Here is a 26,683-nt window from a genome sequence, read left to right on the forward strand (position 1 = left end):
TATCAGATTTTTAGAAAGGGAGTCCTGACATGGCAAATAAAAAACGAAAACGTTCTGTTGAATTTAAATTAAGAGCTACTGAAGATGAAGCTAATATAATTCGTCAACGTTTTTCTCACGCCAACAAAAAAACATTTCAAGCATATGCTTTAGAAATGTTAATTGAAGGAAAAATTGAAACATATGATTATTCAGAATTGCAGAAGTTACGAATTGAAGTTAATCGTATTGGTCAAAACGTCAATCAGTTAGTTCGTTATGTTAACACTTTTGATGAGATTGATAATGAACTTTTTAAAGCTTTGCAATCTGAACTTGATGACATGAAGAAGTTACTTTTTGATGAATTTAAAACGAAAGGACATGCTAAATTAAATGGTAGTGACAAAAGTTCTTCAGATTAAACACACTAATAAATTGAGACAAGCAATTAATTATATTACTCGTGATAGTGCAACTTTAAAATTAGATACAGAACATTTGGAGGGAGATGAAAATTATTCTTTTGAAATTGTCAATGGTCAAGTGATGAAGCGATTAGTATCTGGTCATGATTTGACAGATATATCTGATCCACAAACGATTTATGAAGATTTTGCTTTGTTAAAAAAATCTGTTGATGTTTTGTACAATAATGATGAATTATCTGATTTAAAAAATGATAAACGTGTTTTAGCACATCATATCATTCAGTCTTTTTCACCAGAAGATGGTCTAACACCAGAAGAGGTTAACGAGATTGGACGAAAAACCGCTTTAGAGTTAACTGGTGGTGATTATCAATTTGTTGTTGCAACGCACATGGATAAAGGTCACTTACACAACCATATTATTTTTAACACAACGAATGAAGTGACTTTGAAAAAGTTTCGTTGGCAAAAAGGAACTAAAAAAAGTTTGGAGCATATTTCAGATAAGTACGCTGAGTTGTATGGTGCTAAAATTTTAGAACCCAAACTTAGAAATTCTCACACAGAATATGCTGCATGGCGGCGAAAAAATAATTTTCGTTTTGAGATTAAAGAACGTTTGAATTTCTTGTTAAAGCACTCTGTAGATATGAATGACTTTTTACAAAAAGCGAAAGCTTTAAATTTACAAATTGATACAAGTGGTAAGTACGTTAAATATATGTTAATGGATCAACCACAAGAGCGTTTTGTTCGTGATCGTACGTTATCAAAAAAAGGAAAGTTCTCACTTGAAAAAATTAAAGAACAGATTGCAACAAATGAAGTAGTCTATGATTTAAATGTTCTAAAAGAAAAATATGATGCTGAACAGGAAAGCAAACAAGATGACTTTGAGTTACAAATTAAAATTGAACCGTGGCAAGTGCAACAACTGACGAGTCAGTCTATTTATGTTCCGATCACTTTTGGCTTAGATCGAAAAGGGACTGTTTCTATTCCTGCAAGAATGCTTGACCAAAACGAAGATGGAACATTTACAGCTTTTGTTAAAAAGAATGATTTCTTTTATTTCTTGAATGCCGACCATTCTGAACAAAATCGTTTTATCAATGGGACAACCTTAATCAAACAATTATCTGCTCAAAATGGTGAGATGATTTTAACTAAAAACAAAAATATTACAAACTTAGACAGGTTAGTTGATGAATTTAACTTTTTGGCAGTCAACAAAGTTAATAATTCAAAACAATTTGAAGAGCTACAAACTCAATTTTTAGAACAATTGGATGAGACAGATAAAACTTTAGATGTTTTAGATGAAAAGATGGTTTATCTTAATAAATTGATGGGAGCTTTATCTGACTATCAAAACAATATTGTACCTTCTGAAGTGACTCTTGAACTTCTTGAAAAAGGTAAAATTGATAAAACTACAAAACTAGAAGAGTTACAAAAAGAAATCAAAGAGCTACAAATTGAACGTGATACGCTCAAAAAGCACAGAGATAAGATTGTAAAAGATTATGACTTTGCTAAAGAGATGAAAGAAGAGCATGAAGAAATGACGTATAAAAATAGCAAGAGCTTATGATGTCTTTCGCTTGATTAGATTAATGTATTTAAGCCTAATTGAGGTTAGTAGTTTGTTTTTTACAAGGTATAGACTATACTCATCTTTTCTAGAAAAAAGTTAGTGAATAGTAGCTATAAAATATACGAGAATTCTTTTATGTTTAGTGTCGATTGACACGTATTTTAATACGTGCTATAATACAGAGTGTAAGAAGGAGTGTTATCATAAAAAAAAATATGAAAACACGAAAATATACGTTAGTCGTTAAAACCATGAAAAAGAATGGCTGGTTCAAAGTAAGAACCGAAGGAAGCCATGAAATTTACCGTCATAATGATGGACGGATATGTCCTATTAAATGTACTAAGAAGGACATTCCTAGTGGGACAATGACTAATATTGCTCGTATTACAGGACTGGACTTTTAAAGTCTTTTCCTGTAATACTATTTTTATGTGATACTCTTTTTTAAAACAATAACAGAGGAATAATAATGGTTGAAAAATTTTTCTATCCATGTGTAATAACAGAAGAAGAAGGAATCTATTATATCAATTTTCCAGATTTTAAAGCCTGTTTTACTGATGGTGAGACTATGGAAGAAGCATTAGATAATGCTAAAGCTGTGTTGACAGCTGTTTTGATTGAAATGACTAAGTACAATGAAGAACTCCCTAAACCAAGTAGACCTAAAGCTGATGAAAGCAATTGGGTAGTTGTTATTGATGTTGTTAAAAATTATGTTCTTTCTAAAGCGAACAATCAATCAGTTAAAAAGACGTTGACAATTCCTAAATGGTTAAATGACTTAGCTCTTGAACAAAATATTAATTTTAGTCAAGTCTTGCAAGAAGCATTGAAAGATAAGTTACAAATACAGCAAAAACACTAGTTTCAAATCAGACTATAGATAGAATTATTTAATTTATATCATATTCGAAAAAGGACAGATAAGTATACCTTATTGTCCTTTTTGTTTTACCTTGATTTTAAAGGATTCTCGAATAGGACAGTAGAGTTAGGCAAAATAGAGGAGAAAAAATGGCGAAAATCGGTTATGCAAGGGTCAGTTCAGCTGACCAAAATTTAGATAGGCAGTTAAAACAATTAAATAACGTTGAAAAGATTTTTAAAGAGTCTATCAGTGGAGCAAGTAGAGAGCGTCCTCAGTTGATTGCAATGCTGGATTATATTCGTGATGGTGATATAGTCGTTGTAACTGAATTGGAGCGACTAGGAAGAAATAACAAAGAATTAACCGAAGTTATGGATGAGATAAAATTAAAAGGTGCAACCTTGGAAGTTCTTAATCTCCCCACCCTTAGAGGGATTGAAGATGATAATCTAAGACGTCTATTAAATAATTTGATATTGGAATTATATAAGTATCAGGCGCAAGCTGAAAGAGAACGTATTAAAGAGCGTCAGGCACAAGGAATTGCCATTGCAAAAGCCCAGGGTAAATATAAGGGACGTAGGGCACTGTTTTCAGCTGATGACAGCAGATTGCAGCATGCTTTTGGCTTGTTTCTTTCAGGAAAATCAGATAGAGATGTTGCAGAACTGACGGGGATTAATGAGCGAACGTTTAGACGTTATCGAAAAAAATATGGTATTCATAGATAGTATAGAAACATTATATATAATGATGTTTACAAACATATTTACAATTATATATATAAATATATTTACAAATATATATAAAAATGCTATAATATATTTAGAAAATGAAACGAGGTGTAATAAATGACAAGAACACAAATAAAGTTTGAGGTAGTAGGTTCAATGAATTTAGAGGATTTACAAAGCTTGCTAAAATCTATTTCAAGACGATATCAATTAATTCATTTGTATTTAGCTGATTTTAATCAAAGAACTAACGATTGTGAAATAACACTTGTCATTTCCTCGCAAGATAATAACGTTAAAAATTTTAGTGACTTACAAGACTTATTAAGACAATGTCTAAAAGGTACAAGCGAATTAGATCAAATTGAAGATGATTTTGATAATCAAAATATTAAAACACTTCAAGAAGCTTGGAAAATAATTATCAATGATTTAGCAGAAAATATCATTGAATGGATTGAAGAAGAATTTGAAGGAGAATAAAAAATGAAAATTATTACATTTGCAGCTATTAAAGGCGGTGTAGGAAAAACAACTTTAGCATATAATTATGCTGAATGGTTAGCTGAGCAAAACTATCAGGTACTTTTAATTGATTTAGATCATCAATGTAATCTAACTCAAACGTATGATGTTTTTGAAAGTGAGGGGACTGTTGCTAATATCTTTAAACGAAAAGGTGACGTTGCTATTCATCATCTTAAAGATAATATTGATTTAATCCCAGGGTATATCCGCTTAGATAGTCTTGAGAAAGAACTTGAAACTAAAAATTACAAAGATATGTTGCTTTACATGTGGTTAGAAGACAATTATGAGCCTAAAAATCTTGGTAAATATGACTTTATTTTAATTGATTGTCATCCTGATTTTTCAACGGCAACACGTAATGCTGTCGTAGTAAGTCACGCTGTTTTAAGTCCTGTTGTTCCGTCAAAATTTGGCTATTCAGCAACATTCAATATTCAAGAACGTCTTGAAGAATTTAAAGCTGAAACATTCGATTTTAAAACTCGCAAAAGTTATGTTACAGCTGATTTATACTTTTTAGGAAATATGATCAAGCACAATACCAATTCTTCAAGAGAACTTGTAGAACAGCTTCAAGGCAATGATAATGTTCTATCAACTATTCCTTATAGAGAGTTGTTCAATCGCTCAACATTAGATAAAGTGTCTCTTTCAGAGATGAAGGAAGATAAAGTACTATATCAAAAACATAAAAAATTCTTTGATAGTATTGACTGTACATTCAAAATAATTACTGATAAAATAGCAATGTAAATATATTTATATTGGTGTATATAATTATATTGAGTATAGAGGAGAAAAATATGGCATTTGATAATAACCAAGACAAAATTAGCAATCTTTTAAAATCAACTGACAACACAACTAAACATAACACTAATTCAAATTTTGAGTTTGAAAGAACTAAACAATTTATGTTTTCGTTACAACCATCTGTACGAGAAAAAATTACACAAATTGCTCATAATCGTGGTTATCGATCTGCATCATCATTTCTAAATGATTATTTTAAAAACTTCGAGTTATAAATATTGTTATATTTACAATTATATATAAAATGATATAGATAGTTATAAATATATTTACACATATATTTATATTGAATGTTATAAATATGAATATACTGCCCATTAAAGGAGAATAATCATGGATTTAATTACAAGACTTAAAGTTGAACGAGATGGCAGGGTTCATGGTGGCATTTATGATATTACTCAGAAGCATTTTGCTTATAATTCAAATAAAATTGAAGGCAATCGTCTAACTGAAGAGCAAACTAGTTTCATTTATGAAACAAAAACAATCGCAAATATTGGTGGAACAGGCATCAAAATTGATGATTTGGTTGAAACTAACAATCATTTTAAATGTTTTGACTATATCATTAATACAGTTGATGAGCAGCTAACAGAAGACTATGTTAAAAAACTACATAGCATTTTAAAAGCTGGAACAAGTTCAGAATATAATGAATATGCACCAGTTGGGCGTTATAAGGTGTTTGAAAATGAAGTAGGGCAGATTGCCACAGCGGCTGTTGACCAAGTTGAAGAAACTGACCTAGTCAAGCATTTTTGTAACACTAGTGTATAAAAATGCTTGACTAGGTCATGGGTTAGTTAAGTTGCGAGGAAAATTTATGAAGAAAAAAATTTTTATTTCTTATGCTTGGGAAGAAAATAGTGAAAAAGATAAAAAAGTAAAAATGTTCACCCAATGGTTAGCGGTTTATTTAAAAAAATGGGATTTTGAAGTACTTCTTGATGTATATGAGAATCATCCCGGAACAAAATTAGATTCATTCATGTTAGAGGGAGTCAATACTTCAAGATTTGTATTATGTATTTGTACAGAAACATATACTAAAAAGATGACAAAAATCGGTACAGGTGTAAATACTGAGTTCACACTATTACAAGAAAATGCCGACAGCAAATTTATTATTCCAATTATAGAAAAAGGTAAATTTGTCAATTTACCATCATTTTTTCGTGGTAAATTTGTTAGTGAGTTAAATTTTTCTGAGCCATATTCTCAAGATAATAGAAACAATATTTTTGAACTTATTAGTACATTAAGAGATGAAGCACTATCAGTAAAGGGTGTAGAGCCAAAAAAGAGAATAGAAAATTATTATAATAATGTAGAAAAATTCAAGTTATTAGCTGATACAATAGATTTGATGAATTTTGAATGTCAACCAGAAGGGATAGTTTCATTTCAATATTTATTAAATGAAGGAGATTTTGAGATAGGTTTACCACCAATGAATTTTACAACCCATTGGTCTACTAGTGGGGTACAAAATATACATTCTTATAATAAAGTCCAGAAGACATTTCGTATTCATAACTTTACACTTTTTGAAAAAGTCAGAAAGACCTCTGATATTCCAGTTGATGACCTATTTCATTTTAAGTGGTCTACAACTCTTGAGATCGGTGATGGTATTGTGTGGGTGAATAAAAACAATTTTGTTGCTATTGGTAAAATTCTGAATATAGACATGAATAGTAAGGATGAAGTAAAAAGCAAGGTAACTCTTCAATATCGAATATTAAATCCCATTAATATTACTGATGATTTCATTCAAAGTAAAAACAACTAATAAAATAATAAAGTGATTGTCTCGTAGATTTTGTTATTAAACAGCTTAATTTGTATAGGTTTAGTGCGTTTTATAATTCATATATATAAGTTTAACTAGCGATACATTGACCTGATATAATTAAGTTGTAACACCTGTGTATAGTTTGGTAAAATACATACATAATCCAAGGAGATGTTACAAAGACAAACAATCGTTACGAGCCTGAGCTCAAACAAAAGGTTCTTCGCCTCTATCTGGAAGAGGGACGAACCAAGAAAAGCCTGACCGAAGAATATAATCTTGGACAAGGCACGCTGACATACTGGTTACAGCAATACCGCAAAGAATGCGATAACAGCCCAACAAAACGGGAAGAATCTGATTCATACGAAGTTGCAAAAAAGCTACGCAAAGAAATTGAAGAACTCAAAAAGGAAAATGATTTTTAAAAAAAGCGGCAGCATTCTTTGCGAAGGAAATCGATTAGCTCAGTACCAGTTCATCCAGAAATATCAACAGACATTTGGGGTCAGATGGCTTCTTAGAAGAATGAACATCTGTTCAAATGCTTACTATAATTATCTTAAAAACAAAAAACATGCTTATCGTCAGGAAAAGGCAGAGATTCAACGTAAAATTGTTGAAATCTACCACCGCGAAAATGGAGTTCCTGGATACCGAATGATGAACGATTATCTTAAGGGTATCGGAAGCATTCGTTCAGATCTGACAATACATCATTTTATGAATGAATTGGGCTTACGTTCCATCACACGTCGAAAGAAACCAAACTATGTAAAAGGAACTGCCAATAAAATCTTTCCAAACCTTCTGAATAGGGAATTTGATGTAAAAGAACCCAATAAAATATGGTGTACTGATTTTACATATTTAACTCGTCCAGATGGAACAATGCGTTACAATTGCACGATTATAGACCTTTGCGGTCGTGAAGTGGTTGCATCATTAAACAGCAGTCATATCGATACTGAGTTGGCAAAGGAAACCTTGAAAATCGCACTAGAACGTCGAAAACCAGCAAAAGGAATTATCCTGCATTCTGATCAAGGGCGTCAATTTACCGCAAAAGAATTCAATAAATTTTGTGATAAAAACTATGTCCAACAAAGTATGAGCAAAGCAGGCTGTCCATATGACAATGCCGTTATGGAAAGATTCTACAATACGCTCAAACACGAATTCTATTATCTCTACAAGTTTGATTCAAATGACATTCTTGACCAAAAGCTCTATGAATTCGTTTATGGGAAATATAATCACGTAAGACCACATCGTGCAAACGGTGGACTTACACCTTATGCTGCACGATGTCGTGCAGCGTAAGAAATTTTATACACTAGTGTTACAAAAATGCTTGACTAGGTCAATGAATTAATAAAAAGAAGAATGGCTAATCATCACTTTAAAAATTTTAATACTTATGATGGTATTTTTAATAATTACCTTCAGTCCAGAATTTACTTTAGGTGATTTAATTGATTTTTGAGGAGCTTTTTGAGGAGTAATTGGAGCATTTTTGTGATATAATTGTAATCTATTAATAGTTTACACAAATGCAATTCTTACTGATTGTTAACGCAGACACGAGAAGTGAGGGTATCTGATGTGAAAAACATTAGAAATATGTAATTATTTATGCTAACAATTTGCAAATAGGATATTTGGAGGATCTTATGGAATTTTGGAATAAAAGGCAACGCTTTTCTATCCGAAAACTCAATAATGGAATTGCGTCGGTATTGATTGGTATTGCATTGGTGGGGGTTCTTGGAACAAACACTGTTAAGGCAGAGACACCAGCGACTGGTACTGAAGTGACTGCCACGGGAGGAGAAGCAGCTTCAGGTAATGAGGCTGCCTCTGGCACGGGAGCAGCGTCTGGTACTGAAGCAACTTTAGGCACGGGAGCAGCGTCTGGTACTGAAGCAACTTCAGGCACGGTAGCAGCCTCTGGCACCGAAGCAACTTCAGGCACTGAGACGACTGGAACTCCTGAGTCAGGAAAGACGCCGGCAGCTGCAGAAAAAGCAACTCGTCAGGCAACGATTAATTATGTCGTTGTCTACAAAGATGCGAGTGGCAAAGAACTTTACCGTGTCCAACGGACCACGACCACAGAAACAACTGAACAAAGTTCCGCTTCCGCGACTATTCCGGTAAATGCTACTGATATGACAAGCGCATCTGAGTTGGCAAACTATGAATTGGCTGAATCGGATAGCAAAGAGGCAACGGTAACAGAAGGTGCCAATACAGAGGTAACTTTTTCCGTTAAACCGAAACAGAGTCAAGTGGCGATTAAGTACTTTGTTGTCTATAAAGACGGAGACGGCAAAGAAATCTATCGTCGTGAAGAGACTCAGACTGTTGAAAACGTTCCTGCAGGTACAACAGCTTCAGCAAAAGTAACGGTGGATGCAACAGATATGGTATCGGTTGCCGACCTTTCGTCATATCGTTTGGAGGGAGAAACGTCTCAACAAGCAGAAGTGACCGATGGTGGTGCTAACGAAATTGTTTTCAAAGTGTCTCGTCGTACACGTAAGGTAATTATCAAGTATTCCGTTGTCTATAAGAATGAAAACGGAGATGCAGTTTATCGAGAAGACAAAGAAAAAGAAGTTGAAGCAACTGATGAAGTTGCAACAGCGACAGTAGAAGAAGCACCGGTAGATATTGAGACAACGACGGCTTTAAATGGTTATAAATTATTAGAGCCTGTGGCTAATCAAACGATGCTTATCACTGAAGGTGCGACTAATGAAATCACTTTCAATGTAGAGGATGCTACACCAGCAGATACAGGTACTGAAGGTACGGATATCACAGCTGTTGAGTTCTATAGCAATGATGAGCTCTTGGGAACTCAGTATGTTCGTATCGGAGAAACCTTGCGTGAACCAAGCCTTCCTTCCTCAGGGGAAGATGTATTCTTGGGATGGTATATCGAAGGTGAGGATACCAAAGTTGACTTTACAACACCGACGAGTTTCAAAAAAGATACTACCGTTGGTGGAGACAACAAAGAGTTGGTGCGTATTGTAGCGCGCTATAATAATAGCCGTCGGGTTGTCTTTAAAGATGATGAGGGTGTCATTATTCGTGTTAAAGAAGTGCAGGCTGGTAAAACGGTAACTGATAAAGATGTCGTCTTCCTATCGCCAAAAGATTCAACCGTCTTTTCTCATTGGTCAACAACAGCTAACGGTGCGCAAGCGTATGACTTTAGCACACCTGTTACGAACGACTTAGAACTTCATGCGGTTGTTAAAAATCAGAAAATCATCAACTTTGATTCTGCGGGTGGTACTGAAGTTGACAATATGTATGTTGATAATGGTTCTTTAGCCAGCAACTCCCCTGGAGGGAAGTTACCGACTCCAGAACGTAAAGGTTATGATTTTGTTCAATGGTTGGATAAGTCTACAAATAAGGCAGTAGATATTAATGCCGAAGTAACACGTAATTACAATCTTAAGGCGCAATGGCAACCACGTACAGATACACCGTATAAAGTTGTTCACCTTGTAGAAACACCTAGTGGAACACGGACATTTGCTGGTATTAATTATGCTGTTAGCTCTGTTGAAGAATTGACAGGTACGACAGAGGCTATTATCACATCTACCATGCCGAGTGCTCTAGTGGCTGAGTATGTTCTGTCAAGTAACCAAGAACCATCTGTTACGATTAATGGAGACGGTGAGTCTGTTTTAAATGTTTACTATGAACGCAAAAAAACACAGTTGACTGTTACTTATGCAAAGCGTAATTCACAAGGTTACATTATGTTAACAGATGGGACTGTAACCCAATATAAAAACTCAGTTCCATCAAAGGCAGTAAGTTTTACTGAAAGTGACGTTGCGTTTTTGACGATAACAGCAAATGTTAAATGGGGCGAACCCTTAACTCAATATCTTGGTCAGCCTAATGTTGTTGGTTGGAAAAATGAAACGCGTAATATCTATTATAGTCGTCCAATCTTGCCTAAATATAATTTTGATGAAACCATTAAAGAGGATGTGTTTAGGCAAATTAATGCAACGCCTACCGTAAAAATGGTGGACATTGATACAAATAAGGAGTTTGCTTCTTTCAAAATCAATGGGGTTGCTGGTAACCTATATATTTACTCCCCTATGGAAGGTTACGATTTTGTTAAGTTCCAAAATGAGGCTGAAGGTGTTGCCAGAACCAAGCTGACTACAGAAGATATGGTAGTTTACTATCGTAAAAAGCGTTATGATGTTAAGTTTGTTTCCAATGATGCAAACGGAACGGTCAAGACTGAAAACTTAGCCTACCTAGACTCAGTAAGTCCGGTTGTTCCGTCGGATTATAAGCAGTATGTTACGAAGAAAACGGATGTTTTCGGTGTAACTTATCTCTTCAAAGGGTGGTATGATACCGAAAACGGCTTAGGCGATCCAGTTGATTTTTCTAACATTAAAATGCCGGCTGGTGGACTGGTTTACTATGGTATCTGGGAAAAAGAGTTTATTCCTGTTATCGTCCATAATGAAACCGTTCTTGATACGAGTGTTTCGAATGATAAATACGTGCTCTTGGTTGATCCAGGTAAAACAATAACTGATAAAGGAGCAGTATTCTACGGTGTTCTCGATAGCGATGGTTCTGTTAAAGTTGATCCAAACGGAACTCCGATTGTAGATACTAGCCGTACCTTCGATGGCACACTTACTGTGAATGACAAGCTTAACTATGATGGCACTACCTTGCAACCAGAATGGTATAGACTTGTTAATGGCCGTTTGGAAAGTGTAAACCCATCTACGCTACAAATTTCTAAGCACGGTACCATCTATGTACCTGTTTGGAACTACCCAACCAAAACCCTTAACTATAATGCCAATGGTGGTGCAAATCCTCCAACAACTTCAGACTTGAAGTTCAAAGAAAATATCGCGATTGCTGATCCAGGCGCTATGACACCACCGAAAGAGGGGCTTGTCTTCGTCGGTTGGAACACAAAAGCAGATGGAAAAGGAACGCGCTATTTACCTAAGCATGAGCTTCAATTCAACGATTTTGCAGGAAGTAGTTTGGAGCTTTTTGCAGAGTGGGTTACTGATCCTACGACTGATAAAGTGACTGTGACCTTTGATCCAAATGGAGGAAATGGTCGTGTTATCAATACAGAATATCGTAAGAATCAAGCTTTCTACGTTCGTAATCAAGGATACAACCGTCCGGGATATAATTTGATTGGATGGACCACGGACCAAACATCAACGACTAGTCAGTATAAGACAGGGCAAAAAATCTCGGCTGATCACATGACCTTGTATGCGCTCTGGGCGGAAAAACTAAGTGCAAAAGTAGAGACCTCAAATGTTTTTATTGATAAAGCAAAAGTTGACTCAGATAAAGTCGTCGTTACCCCTAATTATACAGAAGCCAAACTAACTTCAAGTGCAATTTATGGCTTATCTGTTGATGCCAATGGTGTCATTGTGGGAACACCTAAGGCTCCAAGCTGGTACGGTGTAACTGATGAGACCCGTGATGTTAAGATTCCTGTCCGCGTTTCCTTGAGTGTTAGCCGACCAACTGGTAATTCAACCTCTGAAGTTGTCACAGTTTATGTTCCGGTTACAATTCAACGTGACACGGACGGCGATGGCGATCCAGATGTGACGGATCCGGATGATGACAACGATGGTATTCCAGATGGAGAAGACAGCACACAAAAAGTCTTCACCAAATTAACAGCAACAGGAAAAACAATCACTTCGATGGAGGGTGTTGCGGTTCCTGCTACTCAAGCGGTTACGATTAACAAAAAACCATCTGATGTGACTTCAGTGACTTGGCCTACAGGCTTAACAGGACTTGACATTGACTCAACTGGTCAATTAACAGGTACTCCTGTAGTGGCAGACTGGGGAACTCTTGAAACTAAAAGCTTTGTTGTTCCTGTTGAAGTAGCATTTAATAATCCTGAAACAGGACTTATCGAAACAGCTAAGACAAATGTTACTATTATTGTAGATCGCGACACAGACCGTGATGGCATTCCAGATAAAACAGATTCTGATGATGACAATGACGGTATTCCAGATAGACAAGATAGCACATCAAAAGTCTTTACAGATTTGACAGCAACTGGAAAAACCAAAACAGTTACTGAAAAAGCGCGTATTGCTTCTGAAAAAGTTGTTGATAGCAATAAGCCGTACACTAAAGGCGTTCAAGGAACTTTACCTACAGGTTTGACAGGCGTTTCAATCAATGATCGTGGCTATATAAGCGGTGCAGCTGTTGTTACAGATTGGGCGAATGACAATGAAACATCACGTACATTCAGTATTCCTGTGACAGTAGAGAGCTACAATGCATTAGGTAATCGCGTAACAACTCCTGCAGGTATCTTAGAAAGCGTTGATACAGTTGTTGTCCTCACGGTTCAACGTGACACAGATGGCGATGGTAATCCAGATGTGACCGATCCAGATGATGATAACGATGGTATCAAGGATGAGGATGATAAGAATCCGAAGACACCAGATACCAACCTTCCAGTGATCACAGCAGATGATGCGACCGTCACAGAAAAAGCACCAATCAGCCCAATCCCAGTAACGGTTACCGATGAGGATGATGACACCATTGCCATCGATCCAAATGATGTGACTGGCTTACCAGATGGCTTGGCCTACAACCCAGCGATAGAAGCGATTGAAGGCACACCAACGGTTTCCGATTGGGGCACAACGGAAGAAAGCCGAGACTTCCCAGTAGAAATCAAGGCAACCGATGGAGCTGGTAACGAAGCTACTAAGACCATCACGATCACGGTTCAACGTGACACAGATGGCGATGGTAATCCAGATGTGACCGATCCAGATGATGATAACGATGGTATCAAGGATGAGGATGATAAGAATCCGAAGACACCAGATACCAACCTTCCAGTGATCACAGCAGATGATGCGACCGTCACAGAAAAAGCACCAATCAGCCCAATCCCAGTAACGGTTACCGATGAGGATGATGACACCATTGCCATCGATCCAAATGATGTGACTGGCTTACCAGATGGCTTGGCCTACAACCCAGCGACAGAAGCGATTGAAGGCACACCAACGGTTTCCGATTGGGGCACAACGGAAGAAAGCCGAGACTTCCCAGTAGAAATCAAGGCAACCGATGGAGCTGGTAACGAAGCTACTAAGACCATCACGATCACGGTTCAACGTGACACAGATGGCGATGGTAATCCAGATGTGACCGATCCAGATGATGATAACGATGGTATCAAGGATGAGGATGATAAGAATCCGAAGACACCAGATACCAACCTTCCAGTGATCACAGCAGATGATGCGACCGTCACAGAAAAAGCACCAATCAGCCCAATCCCAGTAACGGTTACCGATGAGGATGATGACACCATTGCCATCGATCCAAATGATGTGACTGGCTTACCAGATGGCTTGGCCTACAACCCAGCGATAGAAGCGATTGAAGGCACACCAACGGTTTCCGATTGGGGCACAACGGAAGAAAGCCGAGACTTCCCAGTAGAAATCAAGGCAACCGATGGAGCTGGTAACGAAGCTACTAAGACCATCACGATCACGGTTCAACGTGACACAGATGGCGATGGTAATCCAGATGTGACCGATCCAGATGATGATAACGATGGTATCAAGGATGAGGATGATAAGAATCCGAAGACACCAGATACCAACCTTCCAGTGATCACAGCAGATGATGCGACCGTCACAGAAAAAGCACCAATCAGCCCAATCCCAGTAACGGTTACCGATGAGGATGATGACACCATTGCCATCGATCCAAATGATGTGACTGGCTTACCAGATGGCTTGGCCTACAACCCAGCGATAGAAGCGATTGAAGGCACACCAACGGTTTCCGATTGGGGCACAACGGAAGAAAGCCGAGACTTCCCAGTAGAAATCAAGGCAACCGATGGAGCTGGTAACGAAGCTACTAAGACCATCACGATCACGGTTCAACGTGACACAGATGGCGATGGTAATCCAGATGTGACCGATCCAGATGATGATAACGATGGTATCAAGGATGAGGATGATAAGAATCCGAAGACACCAGATACCAACCTTCCAGTGATCACAGCAGATGATGCGACCGTCACAGAAAAAGCACCAATCAGCCCAATCCCAGTAACGGTTACCGATGAGGATGATGACACCATTGCCATCGATCCAAATGATGTGACTGGCTTACCAGATGGCTTGGCCTACAACCCAGCGACAGAAGCGATTGAAGGCACACCAACGGTTTCCGATTGGGGCACAACGGAAGAAAGCCGAGACTTCCCAGTAGAAATCAAGGCAACCGATGGAGCTGGTAACGAAGCTACTAAGACCATCACGATCACGGTTCAACGTGACACAGATGGCGATGGTAATCCAGATGTGACCGATCCAGATGATGATAACGATGGTATCAAGGATGAGGATGATAAGAATCCGAAGACACCAGATACCAACCTTCCAGTGATCACAGCAGATGATGCGACCGTCACAGAAAAAGCACCAATCAGCCCAATCCCAGTAACGGTTACCGATGAGGATGATGACACCATTGCCATCGATCCAAATGATGTGACTGGCTTACCAGATGGCTTGGCCTACAACCCAGCGATAGAAGCGATTGAAGGCACACCAACGGTTTCCGATTGGGGCACAACGGAAGAAAGCCGAGACTTCCCAGTAGAAATCAAGGCAACCGATGGAGCTGGTAACGAAGCTACTAAGACCATCACGATCACGGTTCAACGTGACACAGATGGCGATGGTAATCCAGATGTGACCGATCCAGATGATGATAACGATGGTATCAAGGATGAGGATGATAAGAATCCGAAGACACCAGATACCAACCTTCCAGTGATCACAGCAGATGATGCGACCGTCACAGAAAAAGCACCAATCAGCCCAATCCCAGTAACGGTTACCGATGAGGATGATGACACCATTGCCATCGATCCAAATGATGTGACTGGCTTACCAGATGGCTTGGCCTACAACCCAGCGACAGAAGCGATTGAAGGCACACCAACGGTTTCCGATTGGGGCACAACGGAAGAAAGCCGAGACTTCCCAGTAGAAATCAAGGCAACCGATGGAGCTGGTAACGAAGCTACTAAGACCATCACGATCACGGTTCAACGTGACACAGATGGCGATGGTAATCCAGATGTGACCGATCCAGATGATGATAACGATGGTATCAAGGATGAGGATGATAAGAATCCGAAGACACCAGATACCAACCTTCCAGTGATCACAGCAGATGATGCGACCGTCACAGAAAAAGCACCAATCAGCCCAATCCCAGTAACGGTTACCGATGAGGATGATGACACCATTGCCATCGATCCAAATGATGTGACTGGCTTACCAGATGGCTTGGCCTACAACCCAGCGACAGAAGCGATTGAAGGCACACCAACGGTTTCCGATTGGGGCACAACGGAAGAAAGCCGAGACTTCCCAGTAGAAATCAAGGCAACCGATGGAGCTGGTAACGAAGCTACTAAGACCATCACGATCACGGTTCAACGTGACACAGATGGCGATGGTAATCCAGATGTGACCGATCCAGATGATGATAACGATGGTATCAAGGATGAGGATGATAAGAATCCGAAGACACCAGATACCAACCTTCCAGTGATCACAGCAGATGATGCGACCGTCACAGAAAAAGCACCAATCAGCCCAATCCCAGTAACGGTTACCGATGAGGATGATGACACCATTGCCATCGATCCAAATGATGTGACTGGCTTACCAGATGGCTTGGCCTACAACCCAGCGACAGAAGCGATTGAAGGCACACCAACGGTTTCCGATTGGGGCACAACGGAAGAAAGCCGAGACTTCCCAGTAGAAATCAAGGCAACCGATGGAGCTGGTAACGAAGCTACTAAGACCATCACGATCACGGTTCAACGTGACACAGATGGCGATGGTAATCCAGATGTGACCGATCCAGATGATGATAACGATGGTATCAAGGATGAGGATGATAAGAATCCGAAGACACCAGATACCAACCTTCCAGTGATCACAGCAGATGATGCGACCGTCACAGAAAAAGCACCAATCAGCCCAATCCCAGTAACGGTTACCGATGAGGATGATGACACCATTGCCATCGATCCAAATGATGTGACTGGCTTACCAGATGGCTTGGCCTACAACCCAGCGACAGAAGCGATTGAAGGCACACCAACGGTTTCCGATTGGGGCACAACGGAAGAAAGCCGAGACTTCCCAGTAGAAATCAAGGCAACCGATGGAGCTGGTAACGAAGCTACTAAGACCATCACGATCACGGTTCAACGTGACACAGATGGCGATGGTAATCCAGATGTGACCGATCCAGATGATGATAACGATGGTATCAAGGATGAGGATGATAAGAATCCGAAGACACCAGATACCAACCTTCCAGTGATCACAGCAGATGATGCGACCGTCACAGAAAAAGCACCAATCAGCCCAATCCCAGTAACGGTTACCGATGAGGATGATGACACCATTGCCATCGATCCAAATGATGTGACTGGCTTACCAGATGGCTTGGCCTACAACCCAGCGACAGAAGCGATTGAAGGCACACCAACGGTTTCCGATTGGGGCACAACGGAAGAAAGCCGAGACTTCCCAGTAGAAATCAAGGCAACCGATGGAGCTGGTAACGAAGCTACTAAGACCATCACGATCACGGTTCAACGTGACACAGATGGCGATGGTAATCCAGATGTGACCGATCCAGATGATGATAACGATGGTATCAAGGATGAGGATGATAAGAATCCGAAGACACCAGATACCAACCTTCCAGTAGCTCCGACTCATGATAAAGGAACTGTTGCTCCAACTACTCCTACAGAAGAGAAAAAAGCAATGCTTCCAGAAACAGGAGTTGAGGATTCTTCAAGTCTTCCTATCATTGGAGCTCTACTTTTGGGACTTTCTGGACTTTTAGTCTCTGGAAAGAAACGCAATAAAGAAGATGAGGAGTAGTGCTCTTTATCAGCTACAATTAGGCTGATGAAAAAGGCTCTTTGTCAGGCTCTTTGTCAACCGTAGTGGGTAGATGAAAAGCTAACACCTAGAGAGGACGAAATAAAAGCTTCTACCTAGAGAGAACGACCTTCGTTCTCTCTTTTTGTATATTCAAAGCAATATATATCTTAGTTTTAAAGTTCTTAAAGTTCCTAAACCCGAAAGCCTGTCTCTTGATATCCTTGATGAGTTTATTGGTCGCTTCCAGTTTAGCGTTGGTATAGGGTAGCTCAATGGCGTTCGTGATATAAGTTTTATACTTTAGAAAGGTCTTAAAAACAGTCTTGAAGGCAGGATTGACAAGGTTAAGGTTGAATTAAACTAGACAGAATTTATAAAGTGTTCTACACTAAAGAGGAGAACAGATATGTCTAGAACAATTTGCCGTCATTTCACAGATGAGTTTAAACAACAAATTGTTGACCTACACAATGCAGGTATGAAGCGAAGCGAGATTATCAAAGAGTATAACTTGACCCCGTCTAGCTTTGACAAGTGGGTTAAACAAGCAAGAACAACTGGTTCCTTCAAAACTGTTGATAATCTGACAGATGAACAGCGTGAGTTGATGGAACTCAGAAAACGCAATAAAGAGCTTGAAATGCAGGTTGATATCCTAAAGCAAGCGGCGGTGATTATGGCACGAAAAGGGAAATAATCACCGCTAACAAGGACAAATACAGCATTTCAGCCATGTGTCAATGCTTGAACATTCCTCGTTCCAGCTTTGTAGTAATAGACTTGTTCGTAACTTAAAGGTGGTATACTAAAGGTATGGAAACAACATACGAAAAAGCCTTAAAATTAAACTCAGAGAATTTCAAATTGTTGATAGGTGTTAAAAAAGCGACGTTTCAACTGATGCTTGATTGTCTCACTGACGCTTATCAAGAGCAACACCGAAAAAGAAAGGAGGACGTCCACGCCGTCTAAGTATGGAAGAGCAGCTCATCATGACCTTGCGCTACTTACGCTATTACCCGACTCAACGCTAGTTGGCATTTGATTTTGGTGTAGGTGTGGCAACTGTCAATGAGACCATTACATGGGTAGAGGACACCCTTCGTTCTTCAGGTCTCTTTAATTTAGACCACTTAGAAGCACCTAGCGCCACTGTTGCCATAGATGTCACTGAAAGTCCCATTCAACGCCCTAAAAAACCAAAGCAAGAATTATTCTGGTAAAAAGAAAAGACATACCATAAAAACTCAAATCATGCTTGATTTGACTAGCCATCGTGCTTGTCAATTGGCTTTTTCAGATGGTCATACGCATGATTTTACCCTTTTTAAGGAGAGTATTGACTATAGTTTGCCCCAAAATACCCTTGTTTTCGTAGATTTAGGGTATTTAGGCATCTTGAAATTTCACGAAAATACCTTTATTCCTGCTAAACGTTCTAGAAATCACCCCTTAACCCAAGAGGATAAGCCGTTGAATCGCGAGATAGCTAAAATGCGTATTGAAGTCGAGCACTTTAATGCCAAATTTAAAACCTTTAAATCATGGCACAGCCTTATCGTAATCGTAGAAAACGGTTTGAATTAAGAGCGGAGTTAGTTGATTTGTGGTATCATCAACCATGAGGTGATGTAGTTACCGAACAAGTCTATTAGAAAATTTTATAAGTTTAATTGTGCTCTTATATAGTAAATTCAGACAAAAAATTTAAATGTAAGCGCTTTTTTATGAAAAGTAGTAGAATATTTGTTGGCTGGAATTGGTCTAATATCGATGACTTTGGAAAAAGCAGATGCTTTTGTTAAAGACATGGTTGAGAAAGGGCGCTTGACCGTTGAAGAAGGTAAGGAGCTACAGTCCGAACTCAAACGCAAAGGGCAAGCAGAGGTTCAAGGTGTCTTTGATAGGGTCAATGCAAAAACACAAAAGGTGCAGTACGCTACCAAAGATGATCTCTCACGTCTTGAGAATAAATTAGATGCGCTCTTACAACACCGGACTTCTGAAAGTAAAGAATAGGTTTATTTTATGGAAAATAAACGCCTGAGAGAAATTGTTAGGGTTTTTAGTTCGGTAGGCTTTACGACTTTAAAAGAGCGAAAAAAGCCACTGGATGAGCAGATGGCACCAGCTAAACTGCGTCTAGCTTTTGAGCAGTTGGGACCAAGTTTTGTCAAAATTGGGCAGATTTTATCGACGCGCAGTGACCTATTACCTGATGCCTATATTAAGGAATTGACCAGACTTCAAAGCAATGTCCTTCCATTAGACAAGGAGCTTGTCATGTCAGCAATCGAAGCAGAGCTGACACAACCCTTATTTGATGTTTTTCAGTCAATAGATGAGAGGCCATTGGCAAGTGGGTCAGTCGCTCAGACCCATAGAGCCATTTTGAAAACAGGCCAAGAGGTTGTGGTCAAAATTCAGCGACCACATCTGGCAGAAATTGTTGATGAAGACCTGTCTTTGTTGATTGGTTTGTCGAAAAAGATGCCATCAGGACTCATTCCCATGGTTAATCTGACAGATGTTCTCTACCAACTAAAAGATAGTCTGACTACTGAAATTGATTTCCGTAATGAAGCTAAGGCCTTGCTTGAGTTTGCTGAGCTTAATCGCAGGGTAAAATGTGTGGCTGTTCCTAAGGTTTATGATGAGCTGACGACCTCTCATATGGTGGTCGAAGAATTTATCCAAGGGATTCCAATCAATCGCTACGAAGATTTGGTTCATGCGGGCTATGATTTGGAGGATATTGGGCAGAAGCTCAAGTTGTCCTTTATCAAGCAGGTTCTTAAGGATGGTTATTTCCATGGTGATCCACATCCTGGAAATCTTCTCATCAAGGATGGGCAGATTTACTTTATCGATTTTGGTATCATGGGTCATTTAGAAAATGACATGCGAGCTGCTCTAAATGATATTCTGTATAGTTTTACGGCTCAGGATATTGATGGTATGACTCAGGGCATTTTGACAATAACCAACCTTGATACTTCAATGAACAAGGCGGAGCTGAGTCGAGATGTTGAGCGTATGCTTAATAAGTATTCCAGCCTAAATTTGGGAGCCTTATCGATTACCTATTTGCTGGAAGATTTAGTGAAAGTTTTTGTCAATAATCATCTCAAGGCCTCCCCTCAGATAACGATCTTGGAAAAAGCTTCGCTACAAATTGAGGGGATTTTCCGAGACTTAGCACCTGATAAGGACTTGATGACTCTAGCCAAGGATTATTTCATCGAAAATATGGGGCCAGACATGCTCGAACAGGCCTTAAATAAGGAAACGCTATTAATCGAGCTTTTTTACCTGCTCAAAAACGGTAAAAACATTTCTAGACGAGCCAATCAGCTTTTGGAACAAATCCTAAACGGTCGCATTTTGATTAATCATGATTTATACGATTATAACAATCGTATCAAAATCGTGACGAGGATGGCTAATCGTTTTGTACTGAGCTTGGTTTTTCTAGCGCTTCTGATTAGCGCCAGTTTGCTCAGTATAAATGCAGAGATGCTTGATATGTCTAAACTGTTGTTTGTACTTGCAGGACTGGTTCTGATTTGGATTTTTGTTGGAATTTTTAGGGAGTAGGATATAGTCATTATTAGCTTTGAGACATCGTCACTTTCGGTTTGCCCTACTCTAGTACTATCTGCACCTCAGTTCCTTGTCTGAAAGCTAATTTATTCGATTATATTTATCCTAAATCAGAAATTTTTATATGAAAAAAGACAGATTTTCATATTTATACTTGCTCTTCTCAAAAATGCCTATAGACAAGAATTGTGATATTAAAGATAATTAATTATTTTGTTAGAACAACAAAATGCACTGGATAGCCTGTGCATTTTTCTTAGTACGACGGGCATGTCGTACATCTGAGGTGAAAGTCCTCTGCAGGCACCCGCTACCGGTGAACCCAATAGCGACTCCCAAGCCTGACTATCGTGAGGTAGCGGGGAGAGGAAGGGATAGCGAAATCGTGGCACTACGAACAGAAACGTGATACGAAGGCATATATAGCGGACAAGGTGGCTAAGAACATTAAAGTCCAAAAAGGTAGTCGTAACCTATATGCGTAAATCACGAGTGTAAATGAGGAAAGATGTACGACTTATCCCGTGAGGTCTCATGAGCGTCAATAAGACGTAGTAACAACGAATCATGAGAAGTCAGCCGAGGTCATAGTAGCGATGAAGTTTCTGTAATGGAAACGGAGCGAAGGGCTGAACTATTAACCGGAGTATACTTACTTCACTTGTGTCTGTAAAAGAACGGTCTGATAGAACTGGAGGCGGTCACGTATTGACTAGAAGAAAGTTCGCCAATATAAGATATCCTACAGACACCGAAACAAGAAAGGAATACACACATGTCATAGTTACTAGATAATATCCTATCTCGTTCAAATATGTTGGACGCTTACAATCAAGTTAGAGCTAATAAAGGTTCTGCAGGAATTGACGGCTTAACCATTGACGAAATAGATGACTATCTCCGCAAACACTGGCGTTCAACTAAAGAACTCATAAAGCAGAGGAAGTACAAACCTCAGCCAGTCTTACGAGTTGAAATTCCCAAACCTAACGGCGGAGTCCGTCAGTTAGGTATCCCAACGGTCATGGATAGAATGATACAACAAGCTATTGTCCAAGTCATTAGTCCCATTTGTGAACCCTATTTCTCTGAGAGGAGCTACGGATTCAGACCCAATCGGTCCTGCGAACATGCCGTTATCCAGTTATTAGAATATCTTAATGACGGCTATGAGTGGATAGTGGACATAGACCTTGAGAAGTTTTTCGATACCGTTCCTCAAGATAGACTGATGTCACTTGTTCATAACATAATCCAGGATGGGGATACAGAATCTCTGATTCGTAAGTACCTTCATTCAGGGGTGGTCATTAACGGACAGTGGCATAAAACACTAGTTGGAACACCACAGGGAGGAAATTTATCACCGCTCCTGTCCAATATCATGCTTAATGAGCTAGACAAAGAGTTGGACAGTCGAGGGCTTCGCTTTGTCCGCTACGCAGATGACTGTATCATCACAGTTGGTAGTGAGGCAGCGGCTAAACGTGTGATGCATTCAATTAGTCGTTACATTGAAAAACGATTAGGTTTGAAAGTCAACATGACTAAGACCAAGATTGTGAGACCGAGCAAATTAAAGTACCTAGGATTTGGGTTCTGGAAATCATCTGAGGGCTGGAAAAGTCGTCCGCATCAGGATAGCGTACAGAGTTTCAAGAGAAAACTCAAGAAACTAACAGCCCGTAAGTGGAGTATTGACTTAGACAACCGAATTGAGCGACTAAACTGGGTCATCCGAGGTTGGATAAACTACTTTTCTATGACGAACATGAAATCAGTCATGGAAAGCCTTGATGAACGATTAAGAACTCGAATAAGAGTTATTATCTGGAAACAATGGAAGAAGAAATCTAGGCGATTATGGGGACTTCTCAAATTAGGAGTACCGAAGTGGATAGCGGATAAAGTATCTGGCTGGGGAGACCATTATCAATTAGTGGCTCAGAGGTCTGTATTGAAACGTGCCATATCAAAACCAGTCCTCGCTAAACGTGGACTGGTTTCTTGCCTAGATTATTGTCTAAAACGACATGCGTTAAAAAAAGTTAGTTGAACCGCCGTGTGCCGAACGGCACGCACGGTGGTGTGAGAGGGACTAGAAATTTGTCCCTACTCGATCGACTTCCCGCAGTGTATAAATCAACTATTTTCACAGATGGTTATGACTGGATATCCTTCTTTTCATTATAAAAACTATCTTTACTCTTAACTTGAATAGGGATTCTTTCAACTAAATCGATATTTTTTTACATTTTTGTAAAAATAGATATGACCGTCCCAGATAGGTTCTCTATCTCCTTCAGAAATTTCTCGGTTAATATGTTTAGATTTTTTAGTGCCAATTTAAAAAAATCGACAGCTTCTTCTTCAATTTGCTTAGATGATTTATCCATGAATAACCTCTTTCAATAAGTAGTTTTATCCTAACATTATACCAATTTTTGTGATAACTTTTCCAAATCATCTTTGTTATCCTAATATCATTCCTAAGAAAATCAAAGTTTGATTTTCTATTGGGGATTTGGGGGCGAAACCACCAAGTTATCTTATCGTTGGCTGTCAAAACTGGAAGGTTTTGGTAGGCTGGCGATATGATTTTTTGGGTATTGTGACCACAATGCCTGAGCTCGCAAAGACCGAACAAGGACTTTAAGAAATTTCTCGTATGACACACGGGGTCGGGGTTTACCCGAGAAAGGATGAAAGTGAGGGAAAGAGATGTCTGAACAGTACCGTGACATTAGAAAAGAGGTAAATCTAACCGCAGATGAGCTAAAACAGATTGAAAAAATGATGGAGGTTGATAATTATCGTCACTTTTCACCATTCGTCAGGGATAAAATTTTGATGACTGATGACAAACAGTTAGCTGCCAAAGAATGGTTCTCCCTTTGGCAGTCTCAAAAGTTTGAATAAATTAGTCGAGATGTGTATGAAGTTCTAGTTGTCGCAAGAGAAAATCATCAAGTGACTCAAGAACACGTCTCAATCTTATTGACTTGCGTTCAAGAATTGATTGCGGAAGTCAATCAAGCACAGCCACTCAGTCGTGAGTTTCGTGAAAAATATGTGGGCTAGGAGGGAGTAATGGTTTATCGTTATCGTACCAATCTCAAAAAAGTATTTCTAACAGATTCAGAGTTACATCAATTGAATGAACGAATTGCTAAGAGTCATTGTCAAAATTTTTCAGTCTATGCTAGAAAAGTTTTGCTCAATCCCAATATGTCTTTTATCACAATTAACACGGATACTTATGATCAGTTAGTGTTTGAATTGAGACGGATTGGAAATAACACTAATCAAATTGCGCGTGCTATTAACCAAAGCCATTTGATTTCTCAGGAACAGTTACAAGAATTGAGTAAAGGAGTCGGAGAGTTAATTAAGGAAGTGGATAGAGAATTTCAAGTGGAAGTGAAAAGACTGAAGGAGTTCTATGGTAATCACTAAGCATTTTGCGACGCACGGAAAAAAATATCGTAGGCGTTTAATTAAGTATATTCTCAATCCTGATAAAACGGACAATTTGAAATTGGTATCTGATTTTGGCGTGAGCAATTACTTAGACTTTCCCAGCTATGAAGAAATGGTAGAAATGTACAATGTCAACTTTACCAATAACGACAAGTTGTACGAATCCAGAAATGACCGACAAGAAAAACATCAACAAAATATCCATGCCCATCACCTCATTCAATCATTTTCTCCTGAGGATAATCTGACACCTGAAGAAATTAACCGTATTGGTTACGAGACTATGATGGAATTGACAGGAGGTCGTTTTCGTTTCATCGTAGCGACTCATACAGACAAAAATCATGTTCATAATCACATCCTAATCAACGCCATAGACAGTAATTCAGATAAAAAATTGATATGGAATTATGCCTTAGAACGAATTTTACGTATGATTTCAGATCGTATTTCTAAAATGGTGGGGGCAAAAATTATTGAAAAGCGTTTCTCATACCGTGAGTATCATAAATATAGGCAGTCTAGTCATAAATTTGAATTAAAGCAACGTCTGATGTTATCCTTAAATCTTAGAGTCACTATTGTATAATTTAGACAAAGGACAAAAACATGCAAAAACGCTACTCAAAAGAATTTAAAGAAACCCTTATCGCCTTCTATCATTCTGGTCAATCCGTCACCCAGCTGTCTAAAGAATACGACGTGGCCCCTGCAACAATTTATAAATGGATAGACCTCTACTCTACATCTAATGAAAGCTCCGTCTCTAAAGCTGATTTTCTAGAATTAAAAAGACAACTGGCTAAAGTTAAGGAAGAACGAGATATCTTAAAAAAAGTATTGACCATATTCGCCGAGAAAAAGAAGTGAGTGCTGCGGATATGGCTCAAACCATACAAACTTTAGCACTCAATGTCAGACTAAGCTGTCAACTCCTTGATGTTCCTGAATCAAGTTATTATGAACGGATTAACCGACATCCATCTAAAACTCAATTAAGGAGACAATACCTGTCACTCAAAATTTCTCAACTCTTCAATGCTAACCGAGGAATCTATGGTGCTCCTAAAATTCATCATCTTCTACTTAAACAAGGGGAAAAAGTCGGGTTAAAACTGGTACAGAAGCTAATGAAGCAACTTCAACTCAAGTCTGCAGTCATTAAGAAATTTAAGCCTGCATACTCACTAAGTGATCACATCAATCGAAAAAATCTCATACAGACTGAACCTACAAAGAAAAATAAGGTTTGGTCAACCGACATTACTTATATTCCTACTCAACAAGGATGGGCTTATCTCTCAACCATTATGGATCGTTATACTAAAAAAGTCATTGCTTGGGATTTGGGCAAGCGAATGACTGTAGAATTAGTGCAAAGAACTTTAAATAAGGCCATTAAATCACAAGACTATCCAGAAGCTGTTATTCTTCATTCTGACCAAGGAAGCCAGTATACGAGTCTAGAGTATGAAGAGTTGCTTAAGTATTATGGGATGACTCACTCTTTCAGTCGAAGGGGATACCCTTATCATAATGCCAGTCTTGAATCTTGGCATGGACATTTAAAAAGAGAGTGGGTGTATCAATTTAAATATAAGAACTTTGAAGAAGCCTATCAGAGTATTTTCTGGTACATCGAAGCCTTTTATAATTCAAAACGAATCCATCAAAGTTTAGGGTATCTTACACCTAATCAATTTGAAAAGGTAAGTGCTTAAAATAAATAGATTAAAATTCTACGTTTGTTACTCTAAAAACTTGACTTAACGTCAAATGAAGAAAAAGA

Annotated in this window: 16 protein-coding genes and 6 pseudogenes; 21 read left to right on the forward strand and 1 reads right to left on the reverse strand. The window is 38.7% G+C overall.

The window, feature by feature from the left end; all coding sequences use genetic code 11:
* Window positions 1-29 precede the first annotated feature (29 nt).
* From STRINF_RS04335 to STRINF_RS04390, 12 genes and pseudogenes are all read left to right on the forward strand, one after another.
* Window positions 30-404 carry a plasmid mobilization protein gene (locus tag STRINF_RS04335; RefSeq protein ID WP_006531804.1) on the forward strand — a complete coding sequence of 125 codons (375 nt, stop codon included), beginning with the start codon at window positions 30-32 and terminating at the stop codon, window positions 402-404.
* Complete coding sequence (locus tag STRINF_RS04340) at window positions 376-2,004, forward strand: helical hairpin domain-containing protein (RefSeq protein WP_006531805.1); 1,629 nt, start codon at window positions 376-378, stop codon at window positions 2,002-2,004. The genes STRINF_RS04335 and STRINF_RS04340 overlap by 29 nt, the downstream gene beginning before the upstream one ends.
* 254 nt (window positions 2,005-2,258) lie before the next feature.
* Window positions 2,259-2,414 (forward strand): type II toxin-antitoxin system HicA family toxin, encoded by a 156-nt coding sequence (locus STRINF_RS04345; RefSeq protein ID WP_223903587.1) that lies wholly within the window; start codon window positions 2,259-2,261, stop codon window positions 2,412-2,414.
* A gap of 65 nt (window positions 2,415-2,479) precedes the next feature.
* Window positions 2,480-2,878: a type II toxin-antitoxin system HicB family antitoxin gene (locus STRINF_RS04350; RefSeq protein ID WP_006531807.1), complete on the forward strand. Its 399-nt coding sequence runs from the start codon at window positions 2,480-2,482 to the stop codon at window positions 2,876-2,878.
* A 149-nt stretch (window positions 2,879-3,027) separates the two neighbouring features.
* Window positions 3,028-3,612, forward strand: a complete 585-nt coding sequence (locus STRINF_RS04355) for a recombinase family protein (RefSeq protein WP_006531808.1) — start codon at window positions 3,028-3,030, stop codon at window positions 3,610-3,612.
* A 120-nt stretch (window positions 3,613-3,732) separates the two neighbouring features.
* The gene (locus STRINF_RS04360; protein WP_006531809.1) at window positions 3,733-4,098 is read left to right on the forward strand and encodes a hypothetical protein; all 366 of its coding nucleotides are present in this window, start codon (window positions 3,733-3,735) and stop codon (window positions 4,096-4,098) included.
* A 3-nt stretch (window positions 4,099-4,101) separates the two neighbouring features.
* Window positions 4,102-4,899 (forward strand): ParA family protein, encoded by a 798-nt coding sequence (locus STRINF_RS04365; protein WP_006531810.1) that lies wholly within the window; start codon window positions 4,102-4,104, stop codon window positions 4,897-4,899.
* 50 nt (window positions 4,900-4,949) lie between these two features.
* On the forward strand, window positions 4,950-5,174 hold the full coding sequence (locus tag STRINF_RS04370) for a hypothetical protein (RefSeq protein WP_014295357.1): 225 nt from the start codon (window positions 4,950-4,952) through the stop codon (window positions 5,172-5,174).
* 118 nt (window positions 5,175-5,292) lie between these two features.
* Window positions 5,293-5,700 (forward strand): annotated as a pseudogene (locus tag STRINF_RS04375) (hypothetical protein); the annotation flags it as partial.
* A gap of 85 nt (window positions 5,701-5,785) precedes the next feature.
* Window positions 5,786-6,754 carry a toll/interleukin-1 receptor domain-containing protein gene (locus STRINF_RS04380; protein WP_006531813.1) on the forward strand — a complete coding sequence of 323 codons (969 nt, stop codon included), beginning with the start codon at window positions 5,786-5,788 and terminating at the stop codon, window positions 6,752-6,754.
* 164 nt (window positions 6,755-6,918) lie between these two features.
* Window positions 6,919-8,080, forward strand: a protein-coding gene (locus tag STRINF_RS09860) for an IS3 family transposase (RefSeq protein WP_115283786.1) whose coding sequence is annotated in 2 segments (ribosomal slippage) — window positions 6,919-7,184 and window positions 7,183-8,080 — 1,164 coding nt in all. Because the reading frame shifts where the segments join, the coding sequence is not laid out codon by codon here.
* Window positions 8,081-8,430: 350 nt separating this feature from the next.
* Window positions 8,431-17,808, forward strand: a complete 9,378-nt coding sequence (locus STRINF_RS04390) for a putative Ig domain-containing protein (protein ID WP_043878334.1) — start codon at window positions 8,431-8,433, stop codon at window positions 17,806-17,808.
* Window positions 17,809-17,920: 112 nt separating this feature from the next.
* Here the strand turns inward: STRINF_RS04390 and STRINF_RS09865 are convergent.
* Window positions 17,921-18,160 (reverse strand): annotated as a pseudogene (locus tag STRINF_RS09865) (transposase); the annotation flags it as partial.
* Between the two features lie 57 nt (window positions 18,161-18,217).
* Between STRINF_RS09865 and STRINF_RS04395 the strand changes: the two are divergent.
* From STRINF_RS04395 to STRINF_RS04445, 9 genes and pseudogenes are all read left to right on the forward strand, one after another.
* Window positions 18,218-18,579: pseudogene (locus STRINF_RS04395) on the forward strand (transposase); the annotation flags it as partial.
* A gap of 45 nt (window positions 18,580-18,624) precedes the next feature.
* Window positions 18,625-19,446: pseudogene (locus tag STRINF_RS10130) on the forward strand (IS5 family transposase).
* Between the two features lie 138 nt (window positions 19,447-19,584).
* Window positions 19,585-19,830, forward strand: a complete 246-nt coding sequence (locus tag STRINF_RS04410; protein WP_006531821.1) for a hypothetical protein — start codon at window positions 19,585-19,587, stop codon at window positions 19,828-19,830.
* 9 nt (window positions 19,831-19,839) lie between these two features.
* Complete coding sequence (locus STRINF_RS04415; RefSeq protein WP_006531822.1) at window positions 19,840-21,408, forward strand: ABC1 kinase family protein; 1,569 nt, start codon at window positions 19,840-19,842, stop codon at window positions 21,406-21,408.
* 820 nt (window positions 21,409-22,228) lie between these two features.
* A complete protein-coding gene (gene ltrA, locus STRINF_RS04420) occupies window positions 22,229-23,470 on the forward strand; it encodes a group II intron reverse transcriptase/maturase (RefSeq protein WP_006531823.1) in 1,242 nt (413 codons plus the stop codon).
* A gap of 665 nt (window positions 23,471-24,135) precedes the next feature.
* A pseudogene (locus STRINF_RS10135) lies at window positions 24,136-24,495 on the forward strand (SAG1252 family conjugative relaxosome accessory protein).
* Between the two features lie 9 nt (window positions 24,496-24,504).
* Window positions 24,505-24,870 (forward strand): plasmid mobilization relaxosome protein MobC, encoded by a 366-nt coding sequence (mobC, locus tag STRINF_RS04430; protein ID WP_006531827.1) that lies wholly within the window; start codon window positions 24,505-24,507, stop codon window positions 24,868-24,870.
* Window positions 24,857-25,447, forward strand: a pseudogene (locus STRINF_RS04435) (relaxase/mobilization nuclease domain-containing protein); the annotation flags it as partial. The gene mobC and the pseudogene STRINF_RS04435, both read left to right, overlap by 14 nt.
* A gap of 56 nt (window positions 25,448-25,503) precedes the next feature.
* Window positions 25,504-26,615 (forward strand): IS3-like element IS981 family transposase gene (locus STRINF_RS04445; protein ID WP_115283784.1). Its coding sequence is split into 2 segments (ribosomal slippage): window positions 25,504-25,720 and window positions 25,720-26,615, totalling 1,113 coding nucleotides; the frame shifts between segments, so codons are not numbered across the junction.
* The last annotated feature ends 68 nt before the right edge of the window (window positions 26,616-26,683 follow it).

Origin of the sequence: Streptococcus infantarius subsp. infantarius ATCC BAA-102 (genome assembly GCF_000154985.1) — a bacterium.
GTDB lineage: Bacteria > Bacillota > Bacilli > Lactobacillales > Streptococcaceae > Streptococcus > Streptococcus infantarius.

Coding starts and splice junctions, on each gene's coding strand:
- STRINF_RS04370 (WP_014295357.1), top strand. CDS start 4,950: ATGGCATTTGATAATAACCAAGACAAAATTAGCAATCTTTTAAAATCA.
- STRINF_RS04365 (WP_006531810.1), top strand. CDS start 4,102: ATGAAAATTATTACATTTGCAGCTATTAAAGGCGGTGTAGGAAAAACA.
- STRINF_RS04410 (WP_006531821.1), top strand. CDS start 19,585: ATGACTTTGGAAAAAGCAGATGCTTTTGTTAAAGACATGGTTGAGAAA.
- ltrA (WP_006531823.1), top strand. CDS start 22,229: ATGTTGGACGCTTACAATCAAGTTAGAGCTAATAAAGGTTCTGCAGGA.
- STRINF_RS04350 (WP_006531807.1), top strand. CDS start 2,480: ATGGTTGAAAAATTTTTCTATCCATGTGTAATAACAGAAGAAGAAGGA.
- STRINF_RS04390 (WP_043878334.1), top strand. CDS start 8,431: ATGGAATTTTGGAATAAAAGGCAACGCTTTTCTATCCGAAAACTCAAT.
- STRINF_RS04345 (WP_223903587.1), top strand. CDS start 2,259: ATGAAAAAGAATGGCTGGTTCAAAGTAAGAACCGAAGGAAGCCATGAA.
- mobC (WP_006531827.1), top strand. CDS start 24,505: ATGGTTTATCGTTATCGTACCAATCTCAAAAAAGTATTTCTAACAGAT.
- STRINF_RS04335 (WP_006531804.1), top strand. CDS start 30: ATGGCAAATAAAAAACGAAAACGTTCTGTTGAATTTAAATTAAGAGCT.
- STRINF_RS04380 (WP_006531813.1), top strand. CDS start 5,786: ATGAAGAAAAAAATTTTTATTTCTTATGCTTGGGAAGAAAATAGTGAA.
- STRINF_RS04355 (WP_006531808.1), top strand. CDS start 3,028: ATGGCGAAAATCGGTTATGCAAGGGTCAGTTCAGCTGACCAAAATTTA.
- STRINF_RS04340 (WP_006531805.1), top strand. CDS start 376: ATGGTAGTGACAAAAGTTCTTCAGATTAAACACACTAATAAATTGAGA.
- STRINF_RS04415 (WP_006531822.1), top strand. CDS start 19,840: ATGGAAAATAAACGCCTGAGAGAAATTGTTAGGGTTTTTAGTTCGGTA.
- STRINF_RS04360 (WP_006531809.1), top strand. CDS start 3,733: ATGACAAGAACACAAATAAAGTTTGAGGTAGTAGGTTCAATGAATTTA.